24 protein-coding genes are annotated in these 25,112 nt (G+C 70.4%); 9 read left to right on the top strand and 15 right to left on the bottom strand.

Annotated elements, in window-relative coordinates; all coding sequences use genetic code 11:
* Window positions 1-31: 31 nt before the first annotated feature.
* The 4 genes from IMT31_RS03535 to IMT31_RS03520 all read right to left on the bottom strand — a co-directional run bounded on the left by IMT31_RS03535 (window position 32) and on the right by IMT31_RS03520 (window position 3,472).
* On the bottom strand, window positions 32-925 hold the full coding sequence (locus tag IMT31_RS03535) for an amino acid ABC transporter permease (RefSeq protein WP_345355364.1): 894 nt from the start codon (window positions 923-925) through the stop codon (window positions 32-34).
* Entirely contained in the window at window positions 922-1,596 is a 675-nt protein-coding gene (locus tag IMT31_RS03530) for an ABC transporter permease subunit (RefSeq protein WP_345355367.1), read from the bottom strand. The genes IMT31_RS03535 and IMT31_RS03530 overlap by 4 nt, the downstream gene beginning before the upstream one ends.
* A gap of 118 nt (window positions 1,597-1,714) precedes the next feature.
* The gene (locus tag IMT31_RS03525) at window positions 1,715-2,590 is read right to left on the bottom strand and encodes a glutamate ABC transporter substrate-binding protein (RefSeq protein ID WP_345355370.1); all 876 of its coding nucleotides are present in this window, start codon (window positions 2,588-2,590) and stop codon (window positions 1,715-1,717) included.
* Between the two features lie 87 nt (window positions 2,591-2,677).
* Window positions 2,678-3,472, bottom strand: a complete 795-nt coding sequence (locus tag IMT31_RS03520; protein ID WP_345355373.1) for an amino acid ABC transporter ATP-binding protein — start codon at window positions 3,470-3,472, stop codon at window positions 2,678-2,680.
* A gap of 135 nt (window positions 3,473-3,607) precedes the next feature.
* On the opposite strand from IMT31_RS03520, the gene IMT31_RS03515 reads away from it, so the two are divergent.
* The 3 genes from IMT31_RS03515 to IMT31_RS03505 all read left to right on the top strand — a co-directional run bounded on the left by IMT31_RS03515 (window position 3,608) and on the right by IMT31_RS03505 (window position 5,088).
* The gene (locus IMT31_RS03515) at window positions 3,608-4,462 is read left to right on the top strand and encodes a TIGR00730 family Rossman fold protein (protein ID WP_413543772.1); all 855 of its coding nucleotides are present in this window, start codon (window positions 3,608-3,610) and stop codon (window positions 4,460-4,462) included.
* On the top strand, window positions 4,459-4,791 hold the full coding sequence (locus IMT31_RS03510) for a DivIVA domain-containing protein (RefSeq protein ID WP_413543771.1): 333 nt from the start codon (window positions 4,459-4,461) through the stop codon (window positions 4,789-4,791). The genes IMT31_RS03515 and IMT31_RS03510 overlap by 4 nt, the downstream gene beginning before the upstream one ends.
* Window positions 4,792-4,917: 126 nt before the next feature.
* Complete coding sequence (locus IMT31_RS03505; RefSeq protein ID WP_345355382.1) at window positions 4,918-5,088, top strand: DUF3117 domain-containing protein; 171 nt, start codon at window positions 4,918-4,920, stop codon at window positions 5,086-5,088.
* Window positions 5,089-5,169: 81 nt separating this feature from the next.
* On the opposite strand, the gene IMT31_RS03500 is transcribed toward IMT31_RS03505, so the two are convergent.
* On the bottom strand, window positions 5,170-5,820 hold the full coding sequence (locus IMT31_RS03500; RefSeq protein WP_345355385.1) for an O-methyltransferase: 651 nt from the start codon (window positions 5,818-5,820) through the stop codon (window positions 5,170-5,172).
* 222 nt (window positions 5,821-6,042) lie between these two features.
* Between IMT31_RS03500 and IMT31_RS03495 the strand changes: the two genes are divergently transcribed.
* Both IMT31_RS03495 and IMT31_RS03490 read left to right on the top strand, forming a co-directional pair.
* Window positions 6,043-7,248 (top strand): zf-HC2 domain-containing protein, encoded by a 1,206-nt coding sequence (locus IMT31_RS03495; RefSeq protein ID WP_413543770.1) that lies wholly within the window; start codon window positions 6,043-6,045, stop codon window positions 7,246-7,248.
* A gap of 31 nt (window positions 7,249-7,279) precedes the next feature.
* Window positions 7,280-7,918, top strand: a complete 639-nt coding sequence (locus IMT31_RS03490; RefSeq protein ID WP_413543769.1) for a twin-arginine translocase TatA/TatE family subunit — start codon at window positions 7,280-7,282, stop codon at window positions 7,916-7,918.
* Between the two features lie 24 nt (window positions 7,919-7,942).
* On the opposite strand, the gene IMT31_RS03485 is transcribed toward IMT31_RS03490, so the two are convergent.
* From IMT31_RS03485 to IMT31_RS03475, 3 genes are read right to left on the bottom strand one after another with little or no spacing between them, the layout of a single operon-like run.
* Entirely contained in the window at window positions 7,943-9,145 is a 1,203-nt protein-coding gene (locus IMT31_RS03485) for a P-loop NTPase (protein ID WP_413543768.1), read from the bottom strand.
* Entirely contained in the window at window positions 9,142-9,939 is a 798-nt protein-coding gene (locus IMT31_RS03480; RefSeq protein WP_413543767.1) for a DUF1003 domain-containing protein, read from the bottom strand. The genes IMT31_RS03485 and IMT31_RS03480 overlap by 4 nt, the downstream gene beginning before the upstream one ends.
* A gap of 2 nt (window positions 9,940-9,941) precedes the next feature.
* Window positions 9,942-11,291 carry a magnesium transporter MgtE N-terminal domain-containing protein gene (locus IMT31_RS03475; protein WP_413543766.1) on the bottom strand — a complete coding sequence of 450 codons (1,350 nt, stop codon included), beginning with the start codon at window positions 11,289-11,291 and terminating at the stop codon, window positions 9,942-9,944.
* 115 nt (window positions 11,292-11,406) lie between these two features.
* Between IMT31_RS03475 and IMT31_RS03470 the strand changes: the two genes are divergently transcribed.
* Window positions 11,407-12,516, top strand: coding sequence for a general stress protein (locus IMT31_RS03470; protein ID WP_413543765.1), 1,110 nt, complete (start codon window positions 11,407-11,409; stop codon window positions 12,514-12,516).
* 23 nt (window positions 12,517-12,539) lie between these two features.
* Here the strand turns inward: IMT31_RS03470 and IMT31_RS03465 are convergent, their stop codons facing one another.
* Entirely contained in the window at window positions 12,540-14,111 is a 1,572-nt protein-coding gene (locus tag IMT31_RS03465; RefSeq protein ID WP_378109420.1) for an aminopeptidase P family protein, read from the bottom strand.
* Window positions 14,112-14,145: 34 nt separating this feature from the next.
* On the opposite strand from IMT31_RS03465, the gene IMT31_RS03460 reads away from it, so the two are divergent.
* A complete protein-coding gene (locus IMT31_RS03460) occupies window positions 14,146-14,994 on the top strand; it encodes a PHP domain-containing protein (protein WP_345355406.1) in 849 nt (282 codons plus the stop codon).
* 117 nt (window positions 14,995-15,111) lie between these two features.
* On the opposite strand, the gene IMT31_RS03455 is transcribed toward IMT31_RS03460, so the two are convergent.
* From IMT31_RS03455 to IMT31_RS03430, 6 genes are all read right to left on the bottom strand, one after another.
* Window positions 15,112-15,954, bottom strand: a complete 843-nt coding sequence (locus tag IMT31_RS03455; protein WP_345355409.1) for a site-specific DNA-methyltransferase — start codon at window positions 15,952-15,954, stop codon at window positions 15,112-15,114.
* Window positions 15,955-15,982: 28 nt separating this feature from the next.
* Window positions 15,983-17,734, bottom strand: coding sequence for a DEAD/DEAH box helicase (locus IMT31_RS03450; protein ID WP_345355412.1), 1,752 nt, complete (start codon window positions 17,732-17,734; stop codon window positions 15,983-15,985).
* A 284-nt stretch (window positions 17,735-18,018) separates the two neighbouring features.
* Window positions 18,019-19,578: an RNB domain-containing ribonuclease gene (locus IMT31_RS03445; protein ID WP_413543764.1), complete on the bottom strand. Its 1,560-nt coding sequence runs from the start codon at window positions 19,576-19,578 to the stop codon at window positions 18,019-18,021.
* A 166-nt stretch (window positions 19,579-19,744) separates the two neighbouring features.
* Window positions 19,745-19,978, bottom strand: a complete 234-nt coding sequence (locus IMT31_RS03440; protein ID WP_345355418.1) for a DUF3107 domain-containing protein — start codon at window positions 19,976-19,978, stop codon at window positions 19,745-19,747.
* Between the two features lie 167 nt (window positions 19,979-20,145).
* On the bottom strand, window positions 20,146-20,766 hold the full coding sequence (locus IMT31_RS03435) for a TetR/AcrR family transcriptional regulator (protein ID WP_345355421.1): 621 nt from the start codon (window positions 20,764-20,766) through the stop codon (window positions 20,146-20,148).
* A 110-nt stretch (window positions 20,767-20,876) separates the two neighbouring features.
* On the bottom strand, window positions 20,877-22,232 hold the full coding sequence (locus IMT31_RS03430; protein WP_413543763.1) for a glutamyl-tRNA reductase: 1,356 nt from the start codon (window positions 22,230-22,232) through the stop codon (window positions 20,877-20,879).
* 107 nt (window positions 22,233-22,339) lie between these two features.
* Between IMT31_RS03430 and hemE the strand changes: the two genes are divergently transcribed.
* Window positions 22,340-23,500 carry a uroporphyrinogen decarboxylase gene (hemE, locus tag IMT31_RS03425; protein ID WP_413543762.1) on the top strand — a complete coding sequence of 387 codons (1,161 nt, stop codon included), beginning with the start codon at window positions 22,340-22,342 and terminating at the stop codon, window positions 23,498-23,500.
* Window positions 23,497-25,065 carry a protoporphyrinogen/coproporphyrinogen oxidase gene (locus IMT31_RS03420; RefSeq protein ID WP_413543761.1) on the top strand — a complete coding sequence of 523 codons (1,569 nt, stop codon included), beginning with the start codon at window positions 23,497-23,499 and terminating at the stop codon, window positions 25,063-25,065. The genes hemE and IMT31_RS03420 overlap by 4 nt, the downstream gene beginning before the upstream one ends.
* The last annotated feature ends 47 nt before the right edge of the window (window positions 25,066-25,112 follow it).

Genomic DNA, 25,112 nt, shown 5'->3' with positions numbered 1-25,112 from the left:
GTGCCGGAACGGTGCCGGCCCGCCGGTGGGGCTACTTCGCCTCGGCGTCCACGGTCGGGGCCATGGTCGTGGAGGTGGTCGGGGCCGCGTCTCCACTGGTCCTCGAGGACAGGTTCCCAGCCAGCTTGGAGGCCAGCCACGTCAGCAGGAAGTTGATGACGATGAAGATCAGCGCCGCCACCACCAGGGTCTGCAGGATGTTGGAGTATCCCGAACCCAGCTGACGGGAGTACTGCAGCAGCTCATAGAAGCCGATCAGGTAGCCCAGCGCGGAGTCCTTGAGGATCACCACGAACTGGCTGAGCAGGGACGGCAGCATGGCGGTGAGTGCCTGGGGGACCTCCACGAGGCGCAGGGACTGGTTGTTGGTCATGCCGATGGCGGCGGCCGCCTCGCGCTGGCCCTTCGGCAGGGACCTCACGCCGGAACGCACCAGTTCCGCGATGACAGCACCGTTGTACAGCGTGAGTCCCACGATCACGCCATAGTAGGCGGCATCGGTGGAGGCGATCAGCCCGCTGGGGGCCACCACGCGGGAGAAGAAGAAGTACAGGAAGAACATCATCACCAGCACCGGGACGGCGCGGAGGAACTCCACGACCACTCCCGAGATCGCCCGGATGACGGCGAACGGTGCCAGCCGCAGGAAGCCGAAGATCAGGCCGAAGACCAGGGCCGTGACCACGGCGATCCCCGAGGACTGGAGGGTGAACTGCAGCCCGGGCAGGTAATAGTTGGACCAGGCATTGCCGTTGAGGGCATTGACCCACTTGTCCGGGGCCAGCTGGTCCTGGCGGTCCAGCTGCATCAGCACCAGGACCACCACCACGAGCACCGCGAGCAGTGCGACCGCGTTGGAGATCAGGATGTTGCGCCGGGCCCTGGGGCCCGGGGCGTCGAAGAGGACGGACGTCGTGGCGGTCATCGGGCCACCGCCAGCTTGTCGGAGAGCCAGGTGGTCAGGATGCCCATGGGAATGACGATGACGCAGAATCCGATCGCGATGGTGAGGAAGATGTAGATCATCAGATCCGGGTTGAACTCGATCATGGACTTCATCAGCCCCGAGGCCTCGGCCACGGAGGCGGCAGCCGCCACCGTGGTGTTCTTCGTCAGGGCGATCAGGGTGTTGCCCAGCGGGGTCACGGCCCCGCGCAGTGCCTGGGGCAACACGATGAAGCGGGCCGCCGGGAGGAAGCTGAGGCCGATGGCCCGCGCCGCCTCGGCCTGACCGAGCGGCACGGTGTTCACGCCGGAACGGATCGCCTCACACACGAAGGACGCGTGGTAGAGCGAGAGTGAGATCACCGCATACGTGAAGAAGTTGAGGTTGAAGTCGCTGGAGAACTCGATCTTCAGCTGGCCCCAGACGGCCAGGACGCCCAGCACCATGATGATGGTGAGCGGCGTGTTCCGGACGATGTTGACGTAGGACGTGCCGATGCTGCGCAGTGACCCGACCGGGGAGATCCGGAAGAGGGCCAGGACCACGCCGAGGACGAAGGAGCCGATGGCTGCCAGCAGTGTCAGCCGGACGTTCATCCAGAAGGCGCCGAAGATGTCGTATTCGGCGAAGAGTTCAAGGAATCCGTTCATGAGCTTCCTGTTTCGGTGACCGCTGGCCGGGGGTGTGCCGCGGTGGATGGCCGGAGGAGGACGACGGCGGCGGGCCGGGTGGGTGCCCGGCCCGCCGCCGTCTCACGATGCTGTCCGATCAGGCCTCGCAGGATTCCAGCTCGGCCTCGGGGCCGTCGTTCAGCTCCTGGTCCGGGGTGTAGCCGGTGCCCTCGGTGCTGGCGGTGAGGGCCTCCTCCCAGGCGCCCTCGTCCTTCATCTTGGTGATGGCGTCGTTGATGGCCTGGCAGTCCTCGGCGCCCTGCTGGATGCCCACGCCGTAACGCTCCACCGTGAAGGGATTGCCGACGACCTTGAACTTGCCGGAGTTCTCCGGGGTGGCAGCCAGGCCGGCCAGGATGATGTCGTCGGTGGTGACGGCGTCCACCTGGCCGGACTCGAGGTAGGTCACGCACTCGGCGTAGCCGCCCTGCTCGACCAGCTCCACGCCCTCGGCGTAGTCGTCCTTGATGGCCTGGGCCGAGGTCGAACCGGTGACCGAGCAGAGGTTCTTGCCGTCCAGGTCCTCCGGCCCGGTGATCTCGGTGTCGTCCGCGCGGACCAGCAGGTCCTGGCCGGCCACGAAGTACGGACCGGCGAAGCCGACGCGCTGGGCACGCTCATCCGTGATGGAGTACGTCGCGAAGATCATGTCGACCTCGCCGCCCTCCAGGGCGTTCTCGCGGTTGGCCGAGGGGGTCTGGACCCACTCGATCTGGTCCTCGGTGTAGCCGAGCTCGCCGACCACGTACTTGGCCACCTCCACGTCGAACCCGGTGGGGTCTCCGCTGCCCTCGCGGAAGCCGAGGCCCGGCTGGTCGAACTTGATGCCGATGCGGACGGAATCGCCGCCGCCACCGGCGGGTTCGCTGCCGCCGTCCTCACCGCCGGCATCCGTGGACGAGGGCGAGCAGGCGGACAGGACGAGGGCGGCCGACGCAGCGACGGCGGCGGCGGAAAGGAGCTTCTTACGCATGTGTTCCTCCAGTGACGGTGCTCAGGTGGTGAGCGGTTGAGTGCTGTGATGACAGGGTGTGCGGTACTGCGGTACTGCGGTGCTGCGTTAGTGGGTGAGGATCTTGCCGAGGAAGTCCTTGGCCCGTGGATGCTGCGGGTTCGAGAAGAACGCCTCCGGATCGGTGTCCTCGAGGATGGCCCCCTCGTCCATGAAGATCACCCGGTCCCCGGCCTTGTGGGCGAATCCCATCTCGTGGGTGACCACCACCATCGTCATGCCCTCCTTGGCGAGCTGGACCATGGCGTCCAGCACCTCCTGGACCATCTCGGGATCGAGGGCCGAGGTGGGCTCGTCGAAGAGCATGACCTTGGGCTTCATGGCCAGGGCCCGGGCGATGGCGACCCGCTGCTGCTGACCGCCGGAGAGCTGGGCCGGCATCTTCTTGGCCTGCTGTGCCACGCCGACGCGTTCCAGGAGCGCCATGGCCTCCTGCTCGGCCTGGGACTTCTTCAGTCCCTTGACCTTGATCGGCCCCAGGGTCACGTTCTCCAGGATCGACTTGTGCGCGAAGAGGTTGAAGGACTGGAACACCATGCCGACGTCGGCGCGCAGCTTGGCCAGGCCCTTGCCCTCCGCGGGCAGCGGCTGGCCGTCGATGCGGATGTTGCCACCCTCGTCAATGGTCTCCAGTCGATTGATGGTGCGGCAGAGCGTCGACTTGCCGGAACCCGAGGGCCCGAGGACGATCGCCACCTGCCCCTCGGGGATGGTCAGGTTGATGTCCTTGAGGGCCTGGAATGAGCCGAAGTGCTTGTTCACATCCTCCAGCTCGACGAGGGCCCGCTTGGCGGTGGTGTCGGCCGCGGGGGGATCCGCTGGGGCCGGTGTGCTCTGCGTCATAGGGGGAGACTATAGGACATGGCGGGTTCTGATCAGGTATCAACGGTCGTCACAGCCGATTTTAACCCAATCGTTGCATTTCTGAAACATCTCTTGAGCGTCTGGGGGAGAGCAGGAAAGGCCTAGGCTGGGACCATGTCTTCCGACGCGCCCTCCTCCGGCCCCGACGTCACGCCGGGTAACCGGGTCCGGCGTGGCCCGCAGATCCTGGGTGGCGCGGCTGCCGAGGGCCCCACCTTCGACCAGCTCCTCCTGCGTTCGGATCAGGAGGAGCCGCAGCCCTCCACCACCACGGACGCGTGGCGGGTGATGCGCATCCAGGGCGAGTTCATCGAGGGCTTCGGGGCGTTGGCGAACCTCGGACCGGCCATCTCCGTGTTCGGATCGGCCCGGACGCAGCCGGGCGCCCCCGAGTACGAGCAGGCCCGCGAGGTCGGGCGGCGGCTGTCCGAAGCGGGCTTCACTGTCGTCACGGGAGGGGGACCCGGAGCCATGGAGGCCGCCAACCGGGGTGCCAAGGAGGGCGGTGGTGTCTCCGTGGGGCTCGGGATCGAGCTGCCCCACGAGCAGGGTATGAACGCCTGGATCGATCTCGGCGTCGACTTCCGCTACTTCTTCGTCCGGAAGGTCATGTTCCTGAAGTACTCCCAGGGCTTCGTGGTGGCCCCTGGCGGCCTGGGGACCCTCGACGAGCTCTTCGAGGCCCTCACCCTGGTCCAGACCGGCAAGGTCACCGCCTTTCCCGTGGTGCTGCTCGGGCGCGACTTCTGGTCCCCGCTGGTGGACTGGATCCGGGACACCCTGGTGACCCGGGGCATGATCAACGCCGTGGACATCCACCTGCTCCAGGTGGCGGACACGCCCGAGGAGGCCGTCGCCCTGGTGGTCAACACGGTGGCCGGCGGGCGCTGGCCGGACCGGGAGGCCTGGGATCCCGAGCATCACCGAACCGCCGCGGATCACGGTATGGCAGCAGGTGACCCCCAGTGAACGTCTTCGTGGTGCTGGTCCTGGTCGCCGCCGTCGTGGTGGTGGGGTTGCTGGCCCTGACCGTGGCCGGCCGGGGCGGATTCGCGGCGCCCCTGGCGGACCCCCTGCGCCCGGTGCCGCCCGTGCTGTTGCCGCCGGATCCGTCCCCGGAGGACGTGGACCTGCTGAGGTTCTCACCGGGTCTGCGTGGCTACCGGATGGATCAGGTGGACGAGGCGCTCCAGGTACTCTCCGTGGCCCTCGCCGAGCGCGACGAGGAGATCTCCCGGTTGCGGGGCTCCGGGAGTCGGGACGGTGTGATTAGCGGCACCGCGAGGAATCCGGAATAATGGGGTTGTCAAGCGCTGACGCGGTCGCACGGGATGGCCTCAACCCGTGACGGCCGCTCGAAAAATTCTTGCGGTTCCCTTGACGCCATGTGGTGACAACGGGACCGCTACGAGAAGGGAACACAGATGGCAGCCATGAAGCCTCGCACCGGGGACGGCCCCATGGAAGTGACCAAGGAAGGCCGGAGCCTCATCATGCGCGTGCCGATCGACGGCGGGGGCCGACTGGTCCTCGAACTCAACAAGGATGAGGCAGCCTCCCTCAAGGAGTGCCTGGTGGGCGTCACGGAGGGCTGACCCCCAAGCACCCGGCAAGACCCCGGTTCCGCGGCCCACGAGCCATCGGGGCCGGGGTTCGCCTTGCCGGGGTGGCGTTGGTCAGCGCCGTACGGCCAGCAGGATGCCGGAGCCGGTGGGGACGAGCGCCGAATGCCACATCTCGTCATCCCGGAGCAGCTTGCCGGCCTCGCGGGTGGCCACGGTGGACGCCTCCCGGACGGCTGGCTTGGGGACCCGGTCCTCGTCCAGGGCGTCGTTGACGATCAGCAGGCCCCCAGGGCGTAGCAGCCGTGCGGCCTGCTCCACGTGAAAGACCAGGGACGCCTTGTCCGCGTCGAGGAACACCAGGTCATAGGCCTTGCTGTTCAGTCGGGGGACCACCGTGCGCGCCCGGCCGGTGATCATCCGGGTGCGATTGGCCGGGAAGCCGCCCTCGGCGAACCCCTCTCGGGCGGCGCGCAGTGCCTCGGCGTCCGGGTCGATCGTCGTCAGCATCGCCTCGCGGCTCAGTCCGCGCATCAGGGCGATGCCGGAGACTCCCGCGCCGGTGCCGATCTCCACCACGTTGGACGGGGAACGCGTCGCCGCGAGCACGGTCAGCAGGGCGGCGGCGCCCTCGGTGACGGGGACGATCCCCAGGTCGCCGGAGCGCTCGCGGGCCCGCAGGAGCACCTCGTCCTCGGACGGACGGGACTCGGCGAAGGCCCAGCTGGCGTGCTTGTCCGTCTGGTGGGGGCTCAGGGCCTTCATACGGCGTGCTCGATTCTCTGGTCCGGTGGGTGATGCCGATCGGCAATCCATACTACGGCGAGTCCGGCGACGCACCTTCATGCTCAGGCTCCTCACAGATTGTGGGGCCAGACTGGAGGGATACGGAAAGGAGTCTGCTGCAGTGTTGATCCCCGACTGCACCATCCCCTTCATGCCGAACCCCGTAGGGTCCGGCGCCGGGCAGGGCCCACGCTGATGGCGGTGTTCCACCCCCGGGCCCGCTTCGACTCTTACGTGGAGGGCGCACTGTCTCCGGACTCCCGCCAGCGGATCGCCGCGCACCTGGCGCTCTGCGGCGACTGCCGCCGAGAGGTCCAGCAGCGCGAACGCATCCTGCAGTTCGCCTCCGCCATGGACCCTTCCCGAGCTGTACGGGCCACGTCGAACGGCCATGGCGCGCCCTCGGAGGGCCACCCAGGGTCTGGTGAAGCCGACGTCACGCCGGTGCTCGAGGAGCGCGAGGGCGTTGCGGGGTGGAAGGTGGTGACCGGAGTGGGCGCGCTCGGACTGGCCGCAGTGTCTGTCCTGGCCGCAGCCTGGATCGCGGGGGACCCGGAGAGCACCGTTGCGGCTGGTGGCGGCGACGGACTGCTGCCGGTTGCCGCCAGCCCGTCCGCCACGGCCACGGGCCCTCAACAGGATGCCCGGCCGTCCACCTCCCCGGCCGCCTCCGGCGGCGAGGGGCCCCTGCCTGACCACCCGGTGAGGACCGCGAACGCCTCCACCGAAGAGCACGGCGGAGATTCAGGGCCCGCTGTGCTGTCACCCGCCGGCGTCGGTGGGTCTGCCGCCGCCACGCCACGGGAGTCCGCCGGTGACAGTGCGGACGGTTCGGCGAACTCCGGCGTTGCCCTGGCCGGAGTCGTGGATCTGACCGCTGACATGGTCACGGACCTGCGGCAGCAAGGCTGGAACGTCCCCGGCCTGAATGGACTCGGTATGCACCATGACACCACGGGCTGGGCCCTGGTGGGGGACACCGCCGAGGTGGTCATGTCCCTGCAGGGTGACGAATCGTCCATGGTGCTTCACGAGTGCCGCTCCCTGGCCGAGGACGCCGGGATCCCCGACTGCCCGGTGAGCGGGGGATTGACCGGTACGGGCCTGCCGGCAGAGTCCGTGGGGGCGGAGGGCCAGACGCGCGAGCTGCCCGTGGGCGTGGAGATGTCCGTGTCAGACCACGGGGACGGCACCTGGGCGGCCACCGCCCATACCGCCAACGCCGCCTACACGGTGGAGTCCGACCTCCCCGTGGAGCGTGCCGACCGGGTGATGTCCCTCGTGGTGATCTCGGAACGGTCACGCGTGCAGACGGGCACGGCACCGGAGCGTCCCTCGGACCGCCTGGCGCGGGGCTTCGAGCGTCTTCTGCCGTGGATGGCGGAGACTGGTGACGACCGCCGCTGACGGCCGGACTTCCGGGGTAGGCTAAGGTTCCGTGACCTTCGGTATCAACGGCGCAGAGCTGATCATCCTGATCCTGCTGGCCGTGCTCGTGCTCGGGCCGGAGAAGCTTCCGGAATACGCACGCAAGCTGACCGAGCTGATCCGCAACCTGCGGAACATGGCGGAGGGCGCCAAGACCCAGTTCAGGGAAGAGACGGGCACGGACTTCGACGAGATCGACTGGAAGAAGTACGATCCCCGTCAGTACGACCCGCGGCGGATCATCCGCGATGCCCTGTCCGAGCCGGTGGACGGTGGCACCGAGGGTGCTGCCGCTGCCAGCATCTCCGAGTCCTCGGGAACCCCGGACTCGTCCACCTCGGCCGCGTCGTCGCGAAGCGGCCTGCGCGGAGATCTCGACTCGGCCCGTAGCACGCGTGACGAATTGCGCGACGATCTCAAGGACATGGACCCTCGGGCTCTGCTGTTCGGCGCGTCCTCCCGCCGCCCGGCATCCCGAGCCGGCGCGGCGACGGCAACGTCGACGGCAACGGCAGCCACGGCCACGGCCGCTGTCCCAGATGACGCCGGCGCCGAGTCCACTGTGGCCATCAGCGAGGAGTCGACCGGTGATGAGCCGACCACCGGTGAGCCGGCCGAACCGGCACCCTTCGACGCGGACGCCACCTAGGCCCCATCGTGGCCCGGTCGCGGCTCAGTCGCGCGGTGTGACGGGCAGCTTCAACCCGGACAGTCCGCGGGGCCGTACCGCCAGGGACTCGGCCACGCGCCGTAGCTCGGCACCGGCCGGTGATCGGGGATGCTCCAGCACCACGGGAGTTCCGCCGTCGCCGTCCTGGCGCAGCTGGGGATCCAGCGGCACCGAGCCCAGAAGCGGCACCTCCCGGCCCAGCGTCTCGGTGAGTCGGTCTGAGACCGTCTGTCCGCCGCCGGAACCGAAGAGGTCCAGGAGGGAACCGTCCGGCAGGGTCATGGCGGCCATGTTCTCCACCACCCCGGCGACCTGCTGCCCCGTCTGTTCGGAGAGCTCCCCGGCCCGGGCCGCCACTTGGGCCGCTGCCTGCTGCGGGGTGGTGACGATGAGCAGCTCGGAGGTGGTCAGCAGCTGGGCGGCGGAGATGGCGATGTCCCCGGTGCCTGGCGGGAGGTCCACCAGCAGGACGTCGAGATCACCCCAATACACGTCCGTCACGAACTGCTCGAGCGCCCGGTGCAGCATCGGCCCGCGCCAGGCGACGGGACGGTCGTTGTCCAGGAACATGCCGATCGAGATGACCTTCACGCCGTGGGCCACCGGGGGCAGGATCATCTCGTCCACCCGCGTGGGACGGGCGGTGGTACCGAGCAGGCCCGGGATGGAGAAGCCGTGGATGTCCGCATCCACGAGGCCGACGGAGAGTCCACGGTCTGCCAGGGCGGTGGCCAGGTTGGCGGTCACCGTGGACTTGCCCACGCCGCCCTTGCCAGAGGCCACGGCGTACACGCGGGTCAGGGTGCCCGGACCGAAGGGGTTCGGCGGCCGCCCTCCCGTCAGGAACTCCTTGAGCCCGGCACGCTGTTCGGCGGTCATCACGGACATCTCCACGGTGACGCCGGTGCAGCCCGCCAGATCAGCCAGAGCCGTCTCCACGTCAGCGGTGATGGTGTCCCGCATCGGGCACCCGATGATCGTCAGCCGGACCCCGACGGTCAGATGCCCGGAGCCGGTGCCGGCCGAATCCCCGGAAGCCCCTCCGGACCCGTCCCCCGTCCCCTCGGTGATGGAGGCGACCATGCCCAGCTCGGTTACCGGGCGGCGGATCTCCGGGTCCAGGACGGACCCCAGACGGGTCCACGCGGCCCGCTCCAGATCGGTGGTGAGCTCCGGGACCTCTGCGGGCCCGGGGGTGTCAGTCATTCGGTGTCTTCTCCAGTTCCTCGGTTCATCGTGTTCGGTTGGTTCTTCTCTGGTGCGCTGCTGGCCTCCTCGGCGGCGATGTCGGCCAACGTGGTCGCGTGCGAGCCCTCCTCGTCGCCCTCGATGCGTTCGCGGGCCTCACGGCTGGGCCGGTTCTTCGTCTTCTTCTTGCCCTTGCGCTGACCGGACCCGGCCGCCTTGGGGGCGGGGCCGGCGTCGGGCGCGGATGCCATCTCCTCGAGGATCTCGGCCCGCACCTGCTCGCGCCACTCGTCCTTGAGGTCCTCGGTGATCTCGACGACGGCGTCCCGCACCTCGGACCGGACGAAGTCACGGGTGGCCACGTCCTGCAGCGCGATGCGAAGCCCGGCGAGCTCGCGGGTGAGGTACTCGGTGTCCGCGAGGTTCCGCTCGGCCCGGTGGCGGTCCTCTCGCAGGGACACCTTGTCCCGGTCGTCCTGCCGGTTCTGCGCGAGCAATAGCAGGGGAGCTGCGTAGGAGGCCTGCAGGGACAGCACCAGGGTCAGGGCCGTGAAGCCGATGGCGGCCGAGTCGAAGCGGAACGGCTCCGGGGCGAACGAGTTCCACCCGAGCCACAGGGCGCAGAAGATGGTCATCCAGAGGATGAACTGCGGCGTGCCCATGAAGCGCGCGAAGCCCTCCGTGGCCTCGCCGAACGCGTCCGGGTTGGGGCTCAGCCGGGGCCAGCGGCGGCCGCGAGCCCCCAGCGGGGTGTCCAGGCCGGAGCGGCGCGCGGACGCGTTGACGGATGAGTCGGTGTTCTTCTCGGCCACCGTCACGCCTCCTTGGTCTGGGGGGTCTTCGGGATCTTCGCGGTTCTCGAGGGATCGTCGGCCGGGCTCTTCCCGGCCTTCGCGGGATCGGTGGCCGGGTTCTCGGCCTCATCCGGGTGCTCCATGCTGCGCCAGTCATCGGGCAGCAGATGATCCAGGACATCGTCCACCGTCACGGCGCCGACCACTCGGTGGTGCGCGTTCACCACGGGGATGCACGTCAGGTTGTACGTGGCCAGCTCGCGCGTCACGGCGGGCAGGGGCATCAGGTCCGAGACCGGCTCGAGGTCCTTGTCCAGGATGTTGCCCAGTGGCTCCGGCGGGGGATAGCGCAGTAGCCGTTGGAAGTGCACCACGCCGAGGTAGCGGCCGGTGGGGGTCTCCAGCGGGGGACGGGCCACGATCACGAGCGAGGCCATGGCGGGCGTGAACTCCTGCTGGCGGATGTTGGCCAGCGCCTCGGCCACGGTGGCCGAGGGGGGCATGATGACCGGCACCGGCGTCATCACGGAACCGGCAGTGTTCTCCTCATACTCCATCAGCCGGCGGACGTCGTCCGCGTCCTCGGGTTCCATCCGCTCCAACAGCAGCTCCTGCTGCGAGTCGGAGAGCTCATGCAGGAGGTCGGCGGCGTCGTCCGGGTCCATCTCCTCGAGCACGTCTGCGGCGCGCTCGATGTCCAGGTTGGAGATGATCTCCACCTGGTCGTCATCCGGCAGCTCCTGCAGGACGTCCGCCAGCCGTCCGTCCTGCAGCTCGGTGGCCACCTCGACTCGGCGCTTGGCCGTCATCTCGTGCAGCACGTCGGCGAGGTCGGCGGCCTTGAGGTCCTCGTGGGCGGCCACGAAGCTGGAGGCGCCCTGCGGTTCCTCCCGGGCGGCCCAGCGGGCCTCATTCCAGTCCAACAACAGATGCTCGCCGCGGACGCGTCCGAAGGCGTTTCGCCGGGCATCGCGCCGGACGTACAGGTCGCTGACCAGCCAGTCGCCGTTGCGCTGCTGCTCCAGGCCCAGATCCTCTAGCACCGCCTGGCCCGAGCCGTCCACGAGGGCGACGCGGCGGTCGAAGAGGTCGGCGGCCACCATCAGCTCGGCACCACGGCGCTCGAAGCGGCGCAGGTTGATCAGCCCCGTGGTGATGATCTGCCCGGCGCCCATGGACGTCACCCGCGTCATGGGCACGAACACGCGCTTCTTGCCGGGCACCTCGATGACGAGCCCGACCGCGACCGGCGGCAGGCCCGGCCCCCTGTCCGTGACCACGGCATCACGCAGGCGGCCGAGACGGTCACCCAGGGGGTCGAACACATCCAGGCCCAGCAGGCGGGCGACGAAGATCTTGGGGGCATTCACCCATCCAGACTAGTCGGCGTGAAGCCACACAGCCGGAAGCCCCGGCCTTACGCCGGTGGCGGAGAAACCGCCTCGCCGTGGTGTCCCGCGCGCGCCCGGACGGCACAATGGATCCATGTCCATGCTCTTCGGTCCAACGTCCTCCGATCCATCGGTCAGCGGCCTGCCCCGCGGTGAGGTGTTGGGCTCGTACCCCACCTACCTCGAGGCCCGGAAGATCGTGGACGAACTCGCCGGCCAGGAGTTCGATGTCCGCACGGTGTCGATCGTCGGGACGGACCTGCGCACCGTCGAACGCATCCGCAATCGGCTGACCTATCCTTCAGTGGCCCTGCGCTCGGCCATCCAGGGGGCCTTCTTCGGATTGATGCTGGGCATCCTGATGACCCTGATCGACCCTGCCGGCACCGGCATCCAGATCCTCTACACCGTGGGCCTCGGCGTGGCCGTCTGGGTGATCTTCGGGGTGATCGGCCACGCGATGCGCAAGGGCCGGGGCGTGAACTCGGTCCAGCAGCTCGTCCCGTCCAACTTCGACGTGGTCTGTGAGTTCGAGACGGCGGCCCAGGCCAGGCAGGCCCTGGGCCGTCCGGGCACGGCGCAGCCCCCGGTCCAGCACCAGCGTCCGACGCCGGCCCCCGAGCCTCCCGCAGGCAGCGCGCCCGAAACGCCGGCCTCAGAAGAGGGAGCGGCTTCGGAACAGGGGCCAACTCCGGACCAGGGGCCAACCCCGGACCAGAGACCGGATTCGGAACAGGCCTCGGCGCCGTCGTCCCCGGCACCGGCCCGCACCGGCACCTTCCCGGATCTGCCGGACGGCCGCCCCCAGTTCGGCGTGCGACTGCCCGAGGACGAGGCCCGGGAGGTGCAGGAGCGCATCCTGGCCGAGAATGCCGCCGGGAATGTCCCGGCCGGTGGGGGCGGAAAGTCCCCGGACTCGTTCGAGGCTCCGGCCTACGGACAGCGCGGGCAGGGTCCCTCCGCTGCCTCGGGCCGTCGTTCGGATCCGAATCGGCCCGTGGACGGGGGCGCCCCGGGGCCGGAAGCCCCTGAGGAGGCCGCACCGGAAGCGGAGGGTGAACGGCCGGCGCAGGACGCGGGGCCACACCACGAGACCTCGGCAGAGGCCCATGCCCGCCCGCGCTATGGCCGTCGGGCCGCACCGGACGCGGAGGGGGCCGCCGAGCCCCGGGACGCGAACGGCGAATCCGGCGACCGGATCTGACCGCTGCGCCCCGCCACTGAGGGTCAGCCGAGCAGCCGCGCCATCCAGGCCTCCACGGCCTCGGGCGTGCGCGGGAGGGCGGCGGAGAGGTTCTCAGCGCCCTCATCCGTCACGTAGATGTCGTCCTCGATGCGCACGCCGATGCCGCGGTACTCCTGGGGCACGGCCAGGTCCTCGGCCTTGAAGTACAGGCCCGGCTCGATCGTGAAGACCATGCCGGGGACGATCTCGGCGTCCAGGTAGAGCTCGCGCTTGGCCTGGGCGCAGTCGTGCACGTCGAGGCCCAGGTGGTGGCTGGTGCCGTGCGGCATCCAGCGGCGGTGGTGCTGGCCCTCGGGGGACAGCGCCTCCTCCACGGATACCGGCAGCAGCCCCCACTCGTGCAGTCGTTCGGCCAGCACCTGCATGGCCGTGGTGTGGACATCCCGGAACCGCAGGCCCGGCTTCACGGCGGCGAAGGCGGCGTCGGCGGCCTCAAGGACGGCCTGATAGATCCTGCGCTGGACCTCCGAGAAGGTGCCGCTGACCGGCAGGGTCCGGGTGATGTCCGCGGTATACAGGGAATCGGCCTCCACGCCGGCGTCCACGAGGATGAGGTCACCATCCCGCACCTCGCCGTTGTTGCGGATCCAGTGCAGCACCGTGGCGTTGTTGCCGGCGGCCGCGATGGTGTCATAACCCAGGTCGTTGCCCTCGAGGCGGGCGCGGGAGAAGAAGGCGCCCTCCACGATCCGCTCGCCGCGGGAATGGCCCCGGGCCGCAGGCAGGACCTTCACGATGTCCTCGAAGCCGGCGATGGTGGCGGCCACGGAGCCGCGCAGCTCCTCGATCTCCCAGCCGTCCTTGACCAGGCGCAGCTCGGAGAGGAACTCCGTCAGCACCGCGTCCAGGGCATCGGAGGCCTCCAGGTCCACCCCGGTGTTGATGCGGGAGGTGTCCACGAGGGCCTCCACGTTCAGGTCCGAGCCGCGCAGCAGACGGATCCGCACGCCGCCGAACTCCACGGCGCCGGCGTTCTTGGTGACGGCCACCTCCAGCTCGGACAGGTCGGCGGTTCGCAGGCCGGTGCGGGCCTGCATCTCGCCCAGCGTGGGGCGCGAGCCGATCCAGAACTCTCCGGTGCGGGCGTTGGAGTAGAACTCCTCGGAGTCGCGGCCGGCCAGGGGGTGGAAGTAGAGGGTGGCCTCGTGGTCGGTTCCGTGATCACCGGCGCCTGCGTCCACGGGTTCGAGCACCAGCACGGCTTCCGGCTCGTGGTCCACACCGAGGCCGGTCAGGTGGGCGAAGGCCGAATGGGCGCGGAAGCGGTAGTCCGTGTCATTGGACCGCACCTTCAGCGGCCCGGCCGGGATGACCAGCCGCTCGCCCTGGAACTGGGCGGACAGGGCCTTGCGGCGCTGGGCGGCGAAAGGGGACGAGGCGTCCGGCATCGCGAGAGGGGTCTCGGCCGGGGCCCAATTCGAGCCCATGAACTGCTTGAAGGCATCCGAGGAGGGCTTCTGGGACCGGTTGTTCACCCGGTCCTCCACGGGCTGGGCGTCAGGGGCCGGTGTCTCCGGGGTCTGGGACTGTGCATCACTCATGGCGTCCATCATCGCATTGTCCTCCGGGTTGGCTAGGCTGATGCCCATGCCGTTCGACCTGCACACGCACTCCAACATCTCGGACGGCACCGAGCCGCCTGCGGAGGTGGTGCGTGCCGCAGCGCGGGCCGGGCTCACGGGGTTGGCCCTGACAGACCATGACACCACCGCCGGGTGGGGTGAGGCCGCCGCTGCGGCGGGGGAGGGTGGCCTGGTCCTGGTCCCCGGCATGGAGGTCTCCTGCGTCTCGGACACCGGGATCAGCGTGCACCTGCTGTCCTACCTGCATGATCCGCTGGCCTCCGGTCTCACGGCGGAGATCGCACGGTCCCGCACCTCCCGCCTCACGCGGGCCCAGCGCATGGTGGAGCGGCTCGCGGAGGACTATCCCATCACGTGGGACATGGTGTTGGCCCATTCGAGTCCGGACGCCACCCTCGGGCGGCCCCACATCGCGGACGCCCTGGTCAGTGCGGGCGTCATCCGGGACCGCTCGGCCGCCTTCTCCTCGATCCTGACACCGCGCTCGCCCTACTACGTGGGCCACTACGCCCCGGATCCGGTGGACGCGGTACGGCTCGTGCTCGAGGCCGGCGGAGTGCCGGTCTTCGCCCACCCCATGGCGTCCATGCGCGGGCGGGTCATCGGCATGGAGCTGTTCCGCGAGATGATCGACGCCGGGCTGGCCGGGATCGAGGTCTACCACCGGGACAACCCGGACGAGGCCCGGCGCACGCTGCGGCTGATCGCCGCTGAACACGACCTGTTCATCACGGGCTCCTCCGACTACCACGGAGCGGGCAAGCCCAATCGGATCGGGGAGCACACCACCACCGCCGAGGTGGTGGCCCGGATCGAGGAGCAGGCCACCGGCGCCGCCATCATCCGGCCCTGAGCCCGACTCACCACTGGAGGTCGGTCTCACCACTGGAGGTCGAATGTGGCCCGATTACTGGCGGGTAACCACCCAGAACGGGCCGGAAGTGACCGCCAGTTGGAGGGAGGGGAGAGCTCAGAGGTGCCCGGCAAGCCGGGTTCGCATGACCTCGAGCGCGGCCGGGTTCTGGTCTACCAGCACGAAGCGCCGGCCCAGATCGGCTGCGGCGGCGCCGAGGGTGCCGGAGCCGGCGAAGAAGTCCAGCACCCAGTCCCCGGGGCGGGACGAGGCGGCCACCATGCGCTTGAGCAGACCGACCGGTTTCTGCGTGGGGTAGCCGGTCTTCTCCCTGCCGGTGGGGGAGACGATCGTGTGCCACCAGACATCCGTGGGCAGCTTGCCGCGCGCCACCTTCTCCGGGGTCACGAGCCCTGGGGCCATGTACGGCTCCCGGTCCACCTCCGCGGAATCGAACCAGTAGCCGTCCGGGTCCTTGACGTACACCAGGATCGTGTCATGCTTCGCCGGCCAGCGGCGCTTGGACCGGCCGCCGAAGTCGTAGGCCCAGATGACCTCATTGAGGAAGCACTCGCGGCCGAAGATCACGTCCAGCATGACCTTGGCGTAGTGCACCTCCCGGTAGTCCAGGTGCAGGTACAGCGTGCCGTCGTCCGCGAGCAGGCGCCAGGCCTCCCGCAGTCGCGGCTCCAGGAACTCCCAGTAGTCGGCGAAGGCGTCGTCATACGTGGAGAGGGCGCCCTTGATGGTCTTGTAGCTCTGCCCGCCGAAGCCCACGCGGTCCGCCTCCTCACCCGAGGCGCGGACCACGGAGACCTCCTGCCGGCGCTGGGTACGGCCGGTGTTGAACGGAGGGTCCAGGTAGACCATGGTGAAGGCCCCATCCGGCAGCGAGGGCAGGAACCCGAGGTTCTCCGCCCCCACCACCAGGTTGGGGCCATCAGGGATGAACTGTGTCACGGTGCTGTGGTTGAAGCCGTGGGACGTGTCACTCGCCGCTCTGGCCCTCGCCGCCCTGGACCACGGTGCCATTGCGGCGGCGTGTGCGGGAGCGGCTCCGGGAGCGGCTGCGGGTGGCGCGCTCCTCGGAGGCGCCGGCCTGAGCGGGCGCGGAATCACGACGTCGGCCCTCGCCCTCGGTGCGGGCCTCGCCACCGCGGTGGTCGCCTGACGCGTCATCGCGGCCAGAGCGGGAACGGCCCTGGCCGCCGTCGCGACCGCCGTCCCGGACCGCACCGCGACCGCCGCGGCCGCCCCGACCTGACCGGCCGGCGTCCCGCCCCGCCTCGCGGTCTCCCCGGCCGCGACCGCCACGTCCGCCACGGCCCTCCGGCTTGGCCCCGGGGCCGCCGAGGTCCTCAAGGGTCTCGGCGGCGAGCCCCTCGCGAGTGCGCTGGTCACGGGGCAGGCGCCCCTTGGTGCCCTTCGGGATGCCCAGGTCCTCGAAGAAGTGCGGCGAGGACGAGTAGGTCTCCGCCGGCTCCGGCACGTCCAGGCCGAGGGCCTTGTTGATGAGGCTCCAGCGCGGCATGTCCTCCCAGTCCACGAGGGTGACGGCGGTGCCCTTGTTGCCGGCGCGCCCCGTGCGGCCCACGCGGTGCAGGTAGGTCTTCTCGTCCTCCGGGCACTGGAAGTTGATCACATGGGTCACGTCATCCACGTCGATACCACGGGCAGCCACGTCGGTGGCCACCAGCACGTCGATCTTGTCCCCGCGGAAGGCGCGCAGGGCCTGCTCGCGGGCTCCCTGGCCGAGATCGCCGTGGATGGCACCGGCGGCGAAGCCGCGCTTGGCGAGCTCATCGGCGACGCGTGCGGCCGTGCGCTTGGTCCGGGTGAAGATGATGGACCGGCCGCGCCCCTCCGCACGCAGGATGCGGGCGACGAGCTCGTCCTTGTCCATGTGGTGGGCGCGGTAGACCAGCTGGCGGATGTCCTTCTTGGTGATGCCCTCGTCCTCCGGGTCCGCGGCGCGGATGTGGGTGGGCTGGGTCATGTAGCGCCGTGCCATGGAGACCACGGGCCCGGGCATGGTGGCGGAGAACAGCATGGTCTGGCGGACCTCGGGCACGGCGGCCAGCAGCGTCTCGACGTCCGGCAGGAAGCCGAGGTCCAGCATCTCGTCCGCCTCGTCCAGCACCACGATCTTCACGAGCTTGAGATTGAGGTGACGCTGGCGCATCAGGTCGATGAGGCGGCCTGGGGTTCCGACCACGACCTCGACGCCGCGCTGCAGCTCCTCGATCTGCGGCTCGTACGCGCGGCCGCCGTAGATGGTGGCGATGCGCACGGAGCGCTTGGAGGCCGCCGTGGTGATGTCCTGGGCCACCTGGTTGGCCAGTTCACGGGTGGGGGCCACGATCAGGGCCTGTGGGGCACCGGGGGCCTCGAGGGCGTCGAAGCCGGGCTCGCCGGGCCCGATGACGCGCTGCAGCGCAGGCAGGCCGAAGCCGAGGGTCTTGCCGGTGCCCGTCTTGGCCTGGCCGATGATGTCATGGCCGCCCAGGGCCACCGGCAGGGTCATGGCCTGGATGGGGAAGGGGTGGGTGATGCCCTTCTCGGCCAGCGCCTCGACCATGTCTGCGCGGACCTTGAAGTCGGCGAAGGACTTCTCGGCGACCGGCTCGTTGGCCTCGGCGATGTCGATGGACTCCTCCACCTCGATCGTCTCGATCTCGGAGGTGGCCAGGTCCTCGGTGTCGACGTCGTGGTCCGCGGCGATCTTCTGTTCTGGGGTCATGGGGGTTTCGGTCCCGTCATTCAGGCACGGGTCCGGCGCGATGGCACTGGTCTCAGTGCACTCCGGCGTCTGGCCCCGCTGGCGGTTCCAGCTTCGGGGTGGCGCGGACCGTCCGGACGCCATGCGTCCATGGTGGAGCCGATCGCGGGAGGTGCAAGGCCGTCATCGCGAGAGCGAGGGGCCTGTGGATCCGGTCTGGCCCAAGGGGCTGCTGCCGGGTCCGGGTAGTCGAATCACGAGGGTGAACGCAGTTGAACAGTGCGATCGGTCATCCTTGATACGTCCTACTCTACCGGTTCGCGCGGCGATTGCTGCCCCACCACCCGGAACAGCACGGTGCGGGTGGCCAGGTCCGCCGTGACGAGTTCCACCCGGATCTGGCTGCCGGCCTCGGCGAAGCCCTCGTAGCGGGCGAGCACGGGTGGTTGCTCGACCTGGACCTCGCCCCAGGGCAGCCGACCCTCGGCGCGGGCCTTCTCAGCCTGTTCGGGGCTGGGGGCAGAGATCACCACGGCGGAGAACTCGCGGCCCTCCAGCCCGCAGAGTGAGGCGGCCTCAACCAGCTCCAGGGCGGCGTTCGCGGCACGGGACGCCACCAGTCCGGACTCCCGCATGGCCTCCGGCAGGGCCGGCAGCAGGGCGCGGATCCCCGCGGGGACGGGCTGCCCCTGGGTCAGGGCCAGGCACGTCACCAGCACGAAGCGGTCCACCAGACGGCGTAGCGGCGCGGTGGTGTGGGCGTAGGGCGCGGCGATCGCTGACTGGACGGTCACCTCGGGCGTGTCGCCATCGAAGGACGTGTAGCCCGCCCCGCGGAACAGGGAGGTGGCCGCGTGCATGATGGCCAGCTGCCGAGGGTCGGCGGTGTCCAGTCCCCGGAGGTACTCGCCGTAGGCCTGGTCCTCCGGCCACGGGTGGCCCAGCGCGCGGGTGCGCGCCCGGAACCTGGCCTCGGAGTCCACGTCCGCCGGCGGCATGGTGCGGAGGATCCCGATCCTCCCGCGGAGCATGATCTCCGCCGCAGCGATCCCCGTCATCAGCGAGATCTGCGCGTTCCAGTCCTCCACGTCCAGCGGGGGAGCGTTGAGGACCTCGTAGCCGTGGTCCGTGGCGGCGATCTCCTGGTCCGGAAGACGCAGGCTGGCGCCGCCGCGGCGAATCTCCTGGCCGGCCCTGAGCTGGCCGACCTCGCGGAGCAGCACCGACGTGCCGCTTTCGCTCCCGCCTTCGTCGATCCGCTGCTGCGCCTGTTCATAGGTGAGCTGCGCGCGGCTGCGCACTCGCGCGCGTTCCAGGCGGGCGGACACCACGGCCCCGCTCGCATCCAGTTGGAACGTCCACAGGTAGGCGCCGCGGTCCACCCCGGGCAACAGGGACCCGGTGTCCTCGCTGATCACCTCGGGATGCAGCGGGATCCGTCCGTCCGGCAGGTAGATGGTCTGGCCGCGGCGCAGGGTCTCGGCATCCAGGGCGCCGCCGGCCGTGATGAACGCGGGGACGTCCGCGATGGCGTAGTGGACGGTGAACGCCACCTCAGCACTGGTGCGAGGCTCGTGGTCGGCCGGAGTGGCCGCGGTGCCGTCCGCGTCCTCGGGGCCCCGCTGGATGTGGACCGCCTGATCCAGATCGGTGGAGCCCGGCGGGTCGATGGTGAGCAGCGGCAGGTCCGTGCGATCGCGCTTCGGCAGGCGGCCCATCAGGTCCGCAGCGGCGCCCTCGGCCTCGGCCAGGACCTCGGGCGGGAAATCGGCGGGAAGGGAGAACTCGTGACGCAGGTCCGCCAGGTGCGCCGCCAATTCGGTCTGGGCGGCGGAGCGGGCGAGATCCAGGTGCAGTTGGGCCACGGACTCACCCTACCGGTCGGTCACCCCAGGGGGCGTTGCCGATCCGGCGACTGAATCGGTGGTGTGTGGGGGGTGGGGGCAGGGATGACCAGCGATCTCTGCCCCCACCGTGACGTGGAGGTCGCCTGCAGGGGAGGTGGTCCGAGAGGCCTGAGGGGAAGAGACCTCAGGAGCCGGGGGTGGGCACGAAGCCCACCGGGCGCGGGGTCTCGGTGCCGATCTCCACGTAGCCGATGATGTTCGCGGGCACCAGGACCAGACGGCCCTTGGAGTCCTTCAGGCGCAGCGGGCCACCGTCGGCCAGGGCATCTGAGACGAGTCGGGCCACGTCCTCGTTGCTGGCATCCGACTCGATGACGACTTCGCGGGCTACGTTCTGGACACCAATGCGGATTTCCATGCTGACTCCTTCAGGTTCTGTGACTGATCGGGGATCCGGCCGCCCGAACGGGCCTCTGGCCGCCGGGACCGGATCCACTCGTCCTGGAAGCAGACTATTGGATTCATCGGCCGGCGCGGGAATCTCGCGGGGACTTCGGCCACGGGCGTAACGCCGGCGGGGGCGGTTCAGCGCTCCTTGGGGAAGCGGCTGATGCCACGCCACGCGAGGCGGGAGGCCAGGTCGGCGGCGGTCTCCAGATCGGGGCGTGAGGGCTCCCCGGCCTGTCCCGCCCAGTGCCGGGCGGACGCCCTCATGAGTCCGGCCAGGCCGTGGCCCAGCAACAGGGACTCCGCGGGGGCGAGCGTGGTGTCGGCGGAGATGATGGCGGCGATGCCCGTGGCGAAACGGTGGTCCAGGCCCTCCATCCTCGCCGCGACGGTGGGATCGTTGTTGAGCCCCGAGTCGAAGAGGAGGCGGTAGGCGCGGTCCGGGCTGTCCACGAACTGGAAGTAGGCCCGGACGGTGGCCAGCACACGGTCCCTGTTGTCCGTGGTGGACTCCAGGGCCGCGCTGACGGAGGATTCCAGCAGGTTGATCTGGGTGTCCATCAGGTCCAGGAAGAGCTCGTGCTTGCCGGGGAAGTGCTGGTACAGCACCGGCTTGGACACGGAGGCCGCCACGGCGATGTCATCCATCGAGGTTGCGTGGAACCCGTGCTCCACGAAGACATGGAGGGCAGCGTCCAGCAGCTGCTTGCGGCGCTCGTCGCGGGGGAGACGGGACGGGCGCACGGGAGAGGAGCTCACGGTGATCCCTTTCTGGAATGACCCGTCAGGTGCAGACGGTGCAGGTCACTCTACCGGCCGGTAGAAGTGGGCCGGTAGTTGCAGACCGGTAGGTGCCCGCCGGTGGTTGTTCAGGCGATGCGTGCGGAGCTCGCCGGAGTGCCGGGCTCGACGTCGGCCGGGCACCCCTCGGGGACAGCCGACGGCGAGGGGACGGAGACCTCCAGGCCGAAGAGTATGTCCAGGGCGTTCTCGTACTCCTCGAGCCGGCCCTGGGCCGCCATCTCCTTGGCCCGCACCGTGGGCTCGTGCAGCATCTGGCGGACCATGCGGCGCAGCGCGAATTCAACCTCCTCCGCGGCCGCGGTGCAGCCATGCCTGGACCGGACCCGTTCCATCTCCGATTCGAGGACCTGCTGAGTGTGCCGGCGCAGGGCCACGATGGCCTCGTTGGCGGTGCGGGACCGGCGTTCGGTGAGGTAGCCGGTCACGGCTCCGTCCACGAGGCGGGAGGCCTCCACGAGGGCGGTCTGCTGCCCCTCCGGGGCGGCCATCTTCACGGACTCCAGGGTGATCAGGTCCACGCCGGGCAGGTCGGCGATCTCGGGATCGAAGTCGTGGCTGAGGGCCAGGTCCAGGACGGTGAGCCGGCCCTGTGCGCCCTCCCGCAGCCGCCGCAGCGTCTCCGCCTCCAGGCGGCGGTCACCGCCGGAGCAGCCGATGAGCACGTCCGCCTCCGCGATGGCACCGTGGATCTTCTCCCCGCCCAAGGCCAGGGCCCAGCCGCCGCGGTCCGCGACGAAGGCCTCCGCCCGTCCGGAGGCGGAGTGGACGCCCACGTTGGTGGCGCCGCGGTCCGCCAGCTGCGCCAGGGTGGTGCCGGCGTAGGAGCCGGTGCCGATGATCAGGACGTTGGCCCGGTCCCAGAAGTCCCGGGCCTGGCGGGCGGTGGTCCCCGCGTGCAGGTCGGTGGCCAGGTCCAGGGCCACGGACACGATGGACCGGCCGGCGGCGCCGAGCGCCGTGTGCGTGCCGATGTCCTTGGCCGTGCGGGTCGCGGACTCGAAGAGCTTGACGAGGGAACCGGTGGCGGTCCCGGACTCCTGGGCCGTGCCCAGGGCGCGGCGGACCTGACCCGCGATCTCCCGTTCACCGACCACGGCGGACTGCAGGCCGGAGCCGACCTCGAAGAGGTGCCGGACAGCGGAGTCGCCGGCCAGTAGCTGGAAGGAGGACTCCACGATGGACTCCGTCAGGCCGGAACCGCGGGACACGGCTTGCAGCAACTCGGCGCGGGCCTGCTCCACGGACGCCTCGTCCGGGGCCTCGGCATAGATCTCCACCCGGTTGCAGGTGGCCAGCACCACGGCGCCGTCCACGGTCGATTCAGGGATGGTGGAGGCGACCTCGCCGGTGCCGTTGCTCAGCTGCGCCACCGTGTCGAGGTCAAGGTCGGTGTGCGAGGCAACCAGGGAAAACAGAGCCACAATGCGCTCGATTCTAGTCCCTGCCGGCGTCCGGGTCTAAGAAGGTGACCCTGAGTTCTCGGACACACGGTGCCCCGTGAGCCCCGGGCGATGGGAGAATGGCGGACATGTCCGACCCCCTGAACGTCTCACAGACCGGTTCCCCGTCCGGCACGCCGTTGCCTGCCGATCACCCCCTGGCCACCACCGACCCGGCGTGGTCGACTGCCGCCTCCCCGCTCATCACGGCCTATCGCGGCGGCATCCCGTCCCGGACACCCGTGTGGTTCATGCGTCAGGCCGGCCGCTCCCTGCCGGAATACCGGAGGGTGCGCGAGGGCATCGGCATGCTGGAGTCCTGCCTGAAACCGGAGCTGGCCTCGGAGATCACCCTGCAGCCGGTGCGCCGCCATGACGTGGACGCGGCCATCTTCTTCTCGGACATCGTGGTCCCGCTGCGGCTGGCCGGCGTGGACGTGGACATCGTGCCGGGCACCGGCCCCGTGCTCGGCACGGCGGTACGCACCGCGGAGGACGTGGCGGCCCTGCCCGAGCTCTCGGACGAGTCCCTCGAGCCGATCCACGAGGCCGTGCGGCTGACCGTGGCCGAGCTGGGCAGCACCCCGCTCATCGGGTTCGCGGGAGCGCCGTTCACCGTGGCCGCGTACATGGTGGAGGGCGGGCCCTCCCGGGACCACCTGGGTCCGCGCACCATGATGCATGCGGATCCCGAGACGTGGGATGCGCTGGCCACGTGGGCGGCGGACACCGCCGGGAGGTTCCTGCGGGCCCAGCTGGAGGCCGGTGCCTCGGCCGGACAGCTCTTCGACTCCTGGGCCGGCTCGCTGTCCCTGGCCGACTACGAGCGGTTCGTCCAGCCGCACTCGGCCCGGGCCCTGGCCCACGTCAGTGACCTCGTGGGCGCGGACGGACAGTCCGTGCCGCTCGTGCACTTCGGCACCGGCACCTCGGAGATCCTGCCGGCCATGCGCGACGCCGGCGCGGCCGTCATGGGCGTGGACTACCGGCTGCCGCTCGGTGAGGCACACCGCCGGCTGGGTGCCTCACCGGGACCTGATGGGCGCGGCGCCGTGCCGTTGCAGGGGAACATCGACCCGGCCCTGTTGGACGCCCCATGGGCGGTGCTGGAGGCCCATGTGCGCGAGGTCGTCGAGTCCGGTCGCGTGGCACCCGGGCATGTGGTGAACCTCGGTCACGGCGTCCCGCCGGGCACAGATCCCGAGGTGCTGACCCGGGTGGTCGAGCTGATCCACTCCCTCCGGCCGTGACCGCAACCGAGGCCCCGGCGGTCAGATCTGGAGCGGATCGCGCCGTGGGTCCGGCCGTGGTGGTCGGCGGCGGGATCTCCGGTCTGCTCGCGGCGTGGGAGCTGGCCCGGGCCGGCCACCGCACCACCCTGGTGGAGGCCACCGACAGCCTCGGCGGATGCGTTGCGCCTCGGCACCTCGGGCTGCCGGCGGGGGAGTCCGTCACGCTGGACGCCGGCGCCGAGTCGTTCGCCGTCCGTATCCCGGCCGTCCGAGAACTGATCGATGAGCTGGGTCTCGGCCCGGCCGTCGTCGAGCCGAATCCAGCGGGATCCTGGCTGTACCTGCCGCCGGCGGAGCCCGGCATTCCGCACCGGGCCGTGCCCTCGCCCCGATTGGGGCTGGTGGGGATCCCCGGGGACCTGGAGGCGCCCGAGGTCGCCGAGGCGCTGGGGCCGGCGGCCCTGGCCCGGGCCCGGCAGGACCTGGACTCGGCGCGCTCCGTGGAGCGCTGGCAACGGATCCTGCACGGCGCCGGTCCGGTCACCGTGGGCGAGCTGGTGCGGGACCGGATGGGGGACGGCGTGCTCGAGCGGCTTGTGGCCCCGGTGGTCGCCGGGGTGCACTCGGCCGATCCGGACACCGTGGACCTGCGCACGGTGGCCCCCGGACTGTTGGAGGCCCTGGTGGAGCACGGGTCGTTGTCCCGCGCGGTGGCCGCCCGCCGGGGGGTGGCGCCACCGGGGGCCGCCGTGGCCTCCCTGCACGGCGGCATGAACACCCTGACGGCCGCACTGGCCGAGGAGCTTGGACGGCTGGGGGTCAGGACGCTCACGAACACCCGCGCAGTGTCCCTGGAACGAGGAGTGCCGGGTCGGGGCGCGGCCACCCGTGGCTGGACCGTGACGCTGGCCGGGTCGGCAGCGCAGACCGTGACTGCGGAGCGCGTGGTGGTGGCCACGGACGGCCCCCGGGCCTGGGACCTGCTGGCCCCGGTGTCCCGGGACGCCCTGGCCGCAACGGACCGGCCGCCGGAGGGCGCCGGCGTCGCGCTCGTGACCCTCGTGGCCGAGGCCCCGGGGTTGGACGGGAACCCGCGGGGCACGGGGCTGCTGGTGTCCCCGTCCGTGCCGGGTGAGGTGGTGGGGGCCAAGGCCCTGACCCACATCAGCGCCAAATGGGACTGGGTGCCCCGCGCGCTCGGCGCCGGCTCCGGGGGCAGCCGTCACGCGCTCCGGCTGTCCTACGGGCGCGTGAGTGACGCCCCGGACTCCACTGCGCCAGGCTTCCGTACGCCGGACGCGGACCTGCTGAGGATGGCCGTGGAGGACGCCGCGGCGCTGACCGGCGTGGATCGGTCCGAGCTGGCTGACGGGCTGCTCGATGCCTCTGTGGTCCGCTGGAGGTCAGCCCTGCCGGCGGCCACCCCGGCGCACCGGGCCAGGGTGGGTGCCGCGCGGGCCTGGCTGGAGGACGAACCCGGCCTGGACGCGGTGGGAGCCTGGGTGTCCGGAACCGGGCTGGCTGCCATCGTGGCGGACGTGCGCCGCAGGATCGGCGGGACGCCGGACGCCCAGGAGGGGTAGGCTGGGACCGCTCGTTCTACCGCTTGTAGAAACCGGCGGTGGGCACC

The sequence above is a fragment of the Citricoccus nitrophenolicus genome (assembly GCF_047305825.1).
GTDB classification, from domain to species: Bacteria; Actinomycetota; Actinomycetes; order Actinomycetales; family Micrococcaceae; genus Citricoccus; species Citricoccus nitrophenolicus.
Note: the sequence above shows the minus strand (reverse complement) of the source record. Positions and strands in the feature narration are given on the sequence as shown.

Bases quoted from the DNA above. Each gene is read 5' to 3' on its own strand.
- IMT31_RS03450 (WP_345355412.1), bottom strand. From the start codon at position 17,734: ATGACCCCAGAACAGAAGATCGCCGCGGACCACGACGTCGACACCGAG.
- IMT31_RS03520 (WP_345355373.1), bottom strand. From the start codon at position 3,472: ATGACGCAGAGCACACCGGCCCCAGCGGATCCCCCCGCGGCCGACACC.
- IMT31_RS03535 (WP_345355364.1), bottom strand. From the start codon at position 925: ATGACCGCCACGACGTCCGTCCTCTTCGACGCCCCGGGCCCCAGGGCC.
- IMT31_RS03530 (WP_345355367.1), bottom strand. From the start codon at position 1,596: ATGAACGGATTCCTTGAACTCTTCGCCGAATACGACATCTTCGGCGCC.
- IMT31_RS03440 (WP_345355418.1), bottom strand. From the start codon at position 19,978: ATGGAAATCCGCATTGGTGTCCAGAACGTAGCCCGCGAAGTCGTCATC.
- IMT31_RS03515 (WP_413543772.1), top strand. From the start codon at position 3,608: ATGTCTTCCGACGCGCCCTCCTCCGGCCCCGACGTCACGCCGGGTAAC.
- IMT31_RS03470 (WP_413543765.1), top strand. From the start codon at position 11,407: ATGTCCATGCTCTTCGGTCCAACGTCCTCCGATCCATCGGTCAGCGGC.
- hemE (WP_413543762.1), top strand. From the start codon at position 22,340: ATGTCCGACCCCCTGAACGTCTCACAGACCGGTTCCCCGTCCGGCACG.
- IMT31_RS03460 (WP_345355406.1), top strand. From the start codon at position 14,146: ATGCCGTTCGACCTGCACACGCACTCCAACATCTCGGACGGCACCGAG.
- IMT31_RS03525 (WP_345355370.1), bottom strand. From the start codon at position 2,590: ATGCGTAAGAAGCTCCTTTCCGCCGCCGCCGTCGCTGCGTCGGCCGCC.
- IMT31_RS03465 (WP_378109420.1), bottom strand. From the start codon at position 14,111: ATGATGGACGCCATGAGTGATGCACAGTCCCAGACCCCGGAGACACCG.
- IMT31_RS03500 (WP_345355385.1), bottom strand. From the start codon at position 5,820: ATGAAGGCCCTGAGCCCCCACCAGACGGACAAGCACGCCAGCTGGGCC.
- IMT31_RS03505 (WP_345355382.1), top strand. From the start codon at position 4,918: ATGGCAGCCATGAAGCCTCGCACCGGGGACGGCCCCATGGAAGTGACC.
- IMT31_RS03485 (WP_413543768.1), bottom strand. From the start codon at position 9,145: ATGACTGACACCCCCGGGCCCGCAGAGGTCCCGGAGCTCACCACCGAT.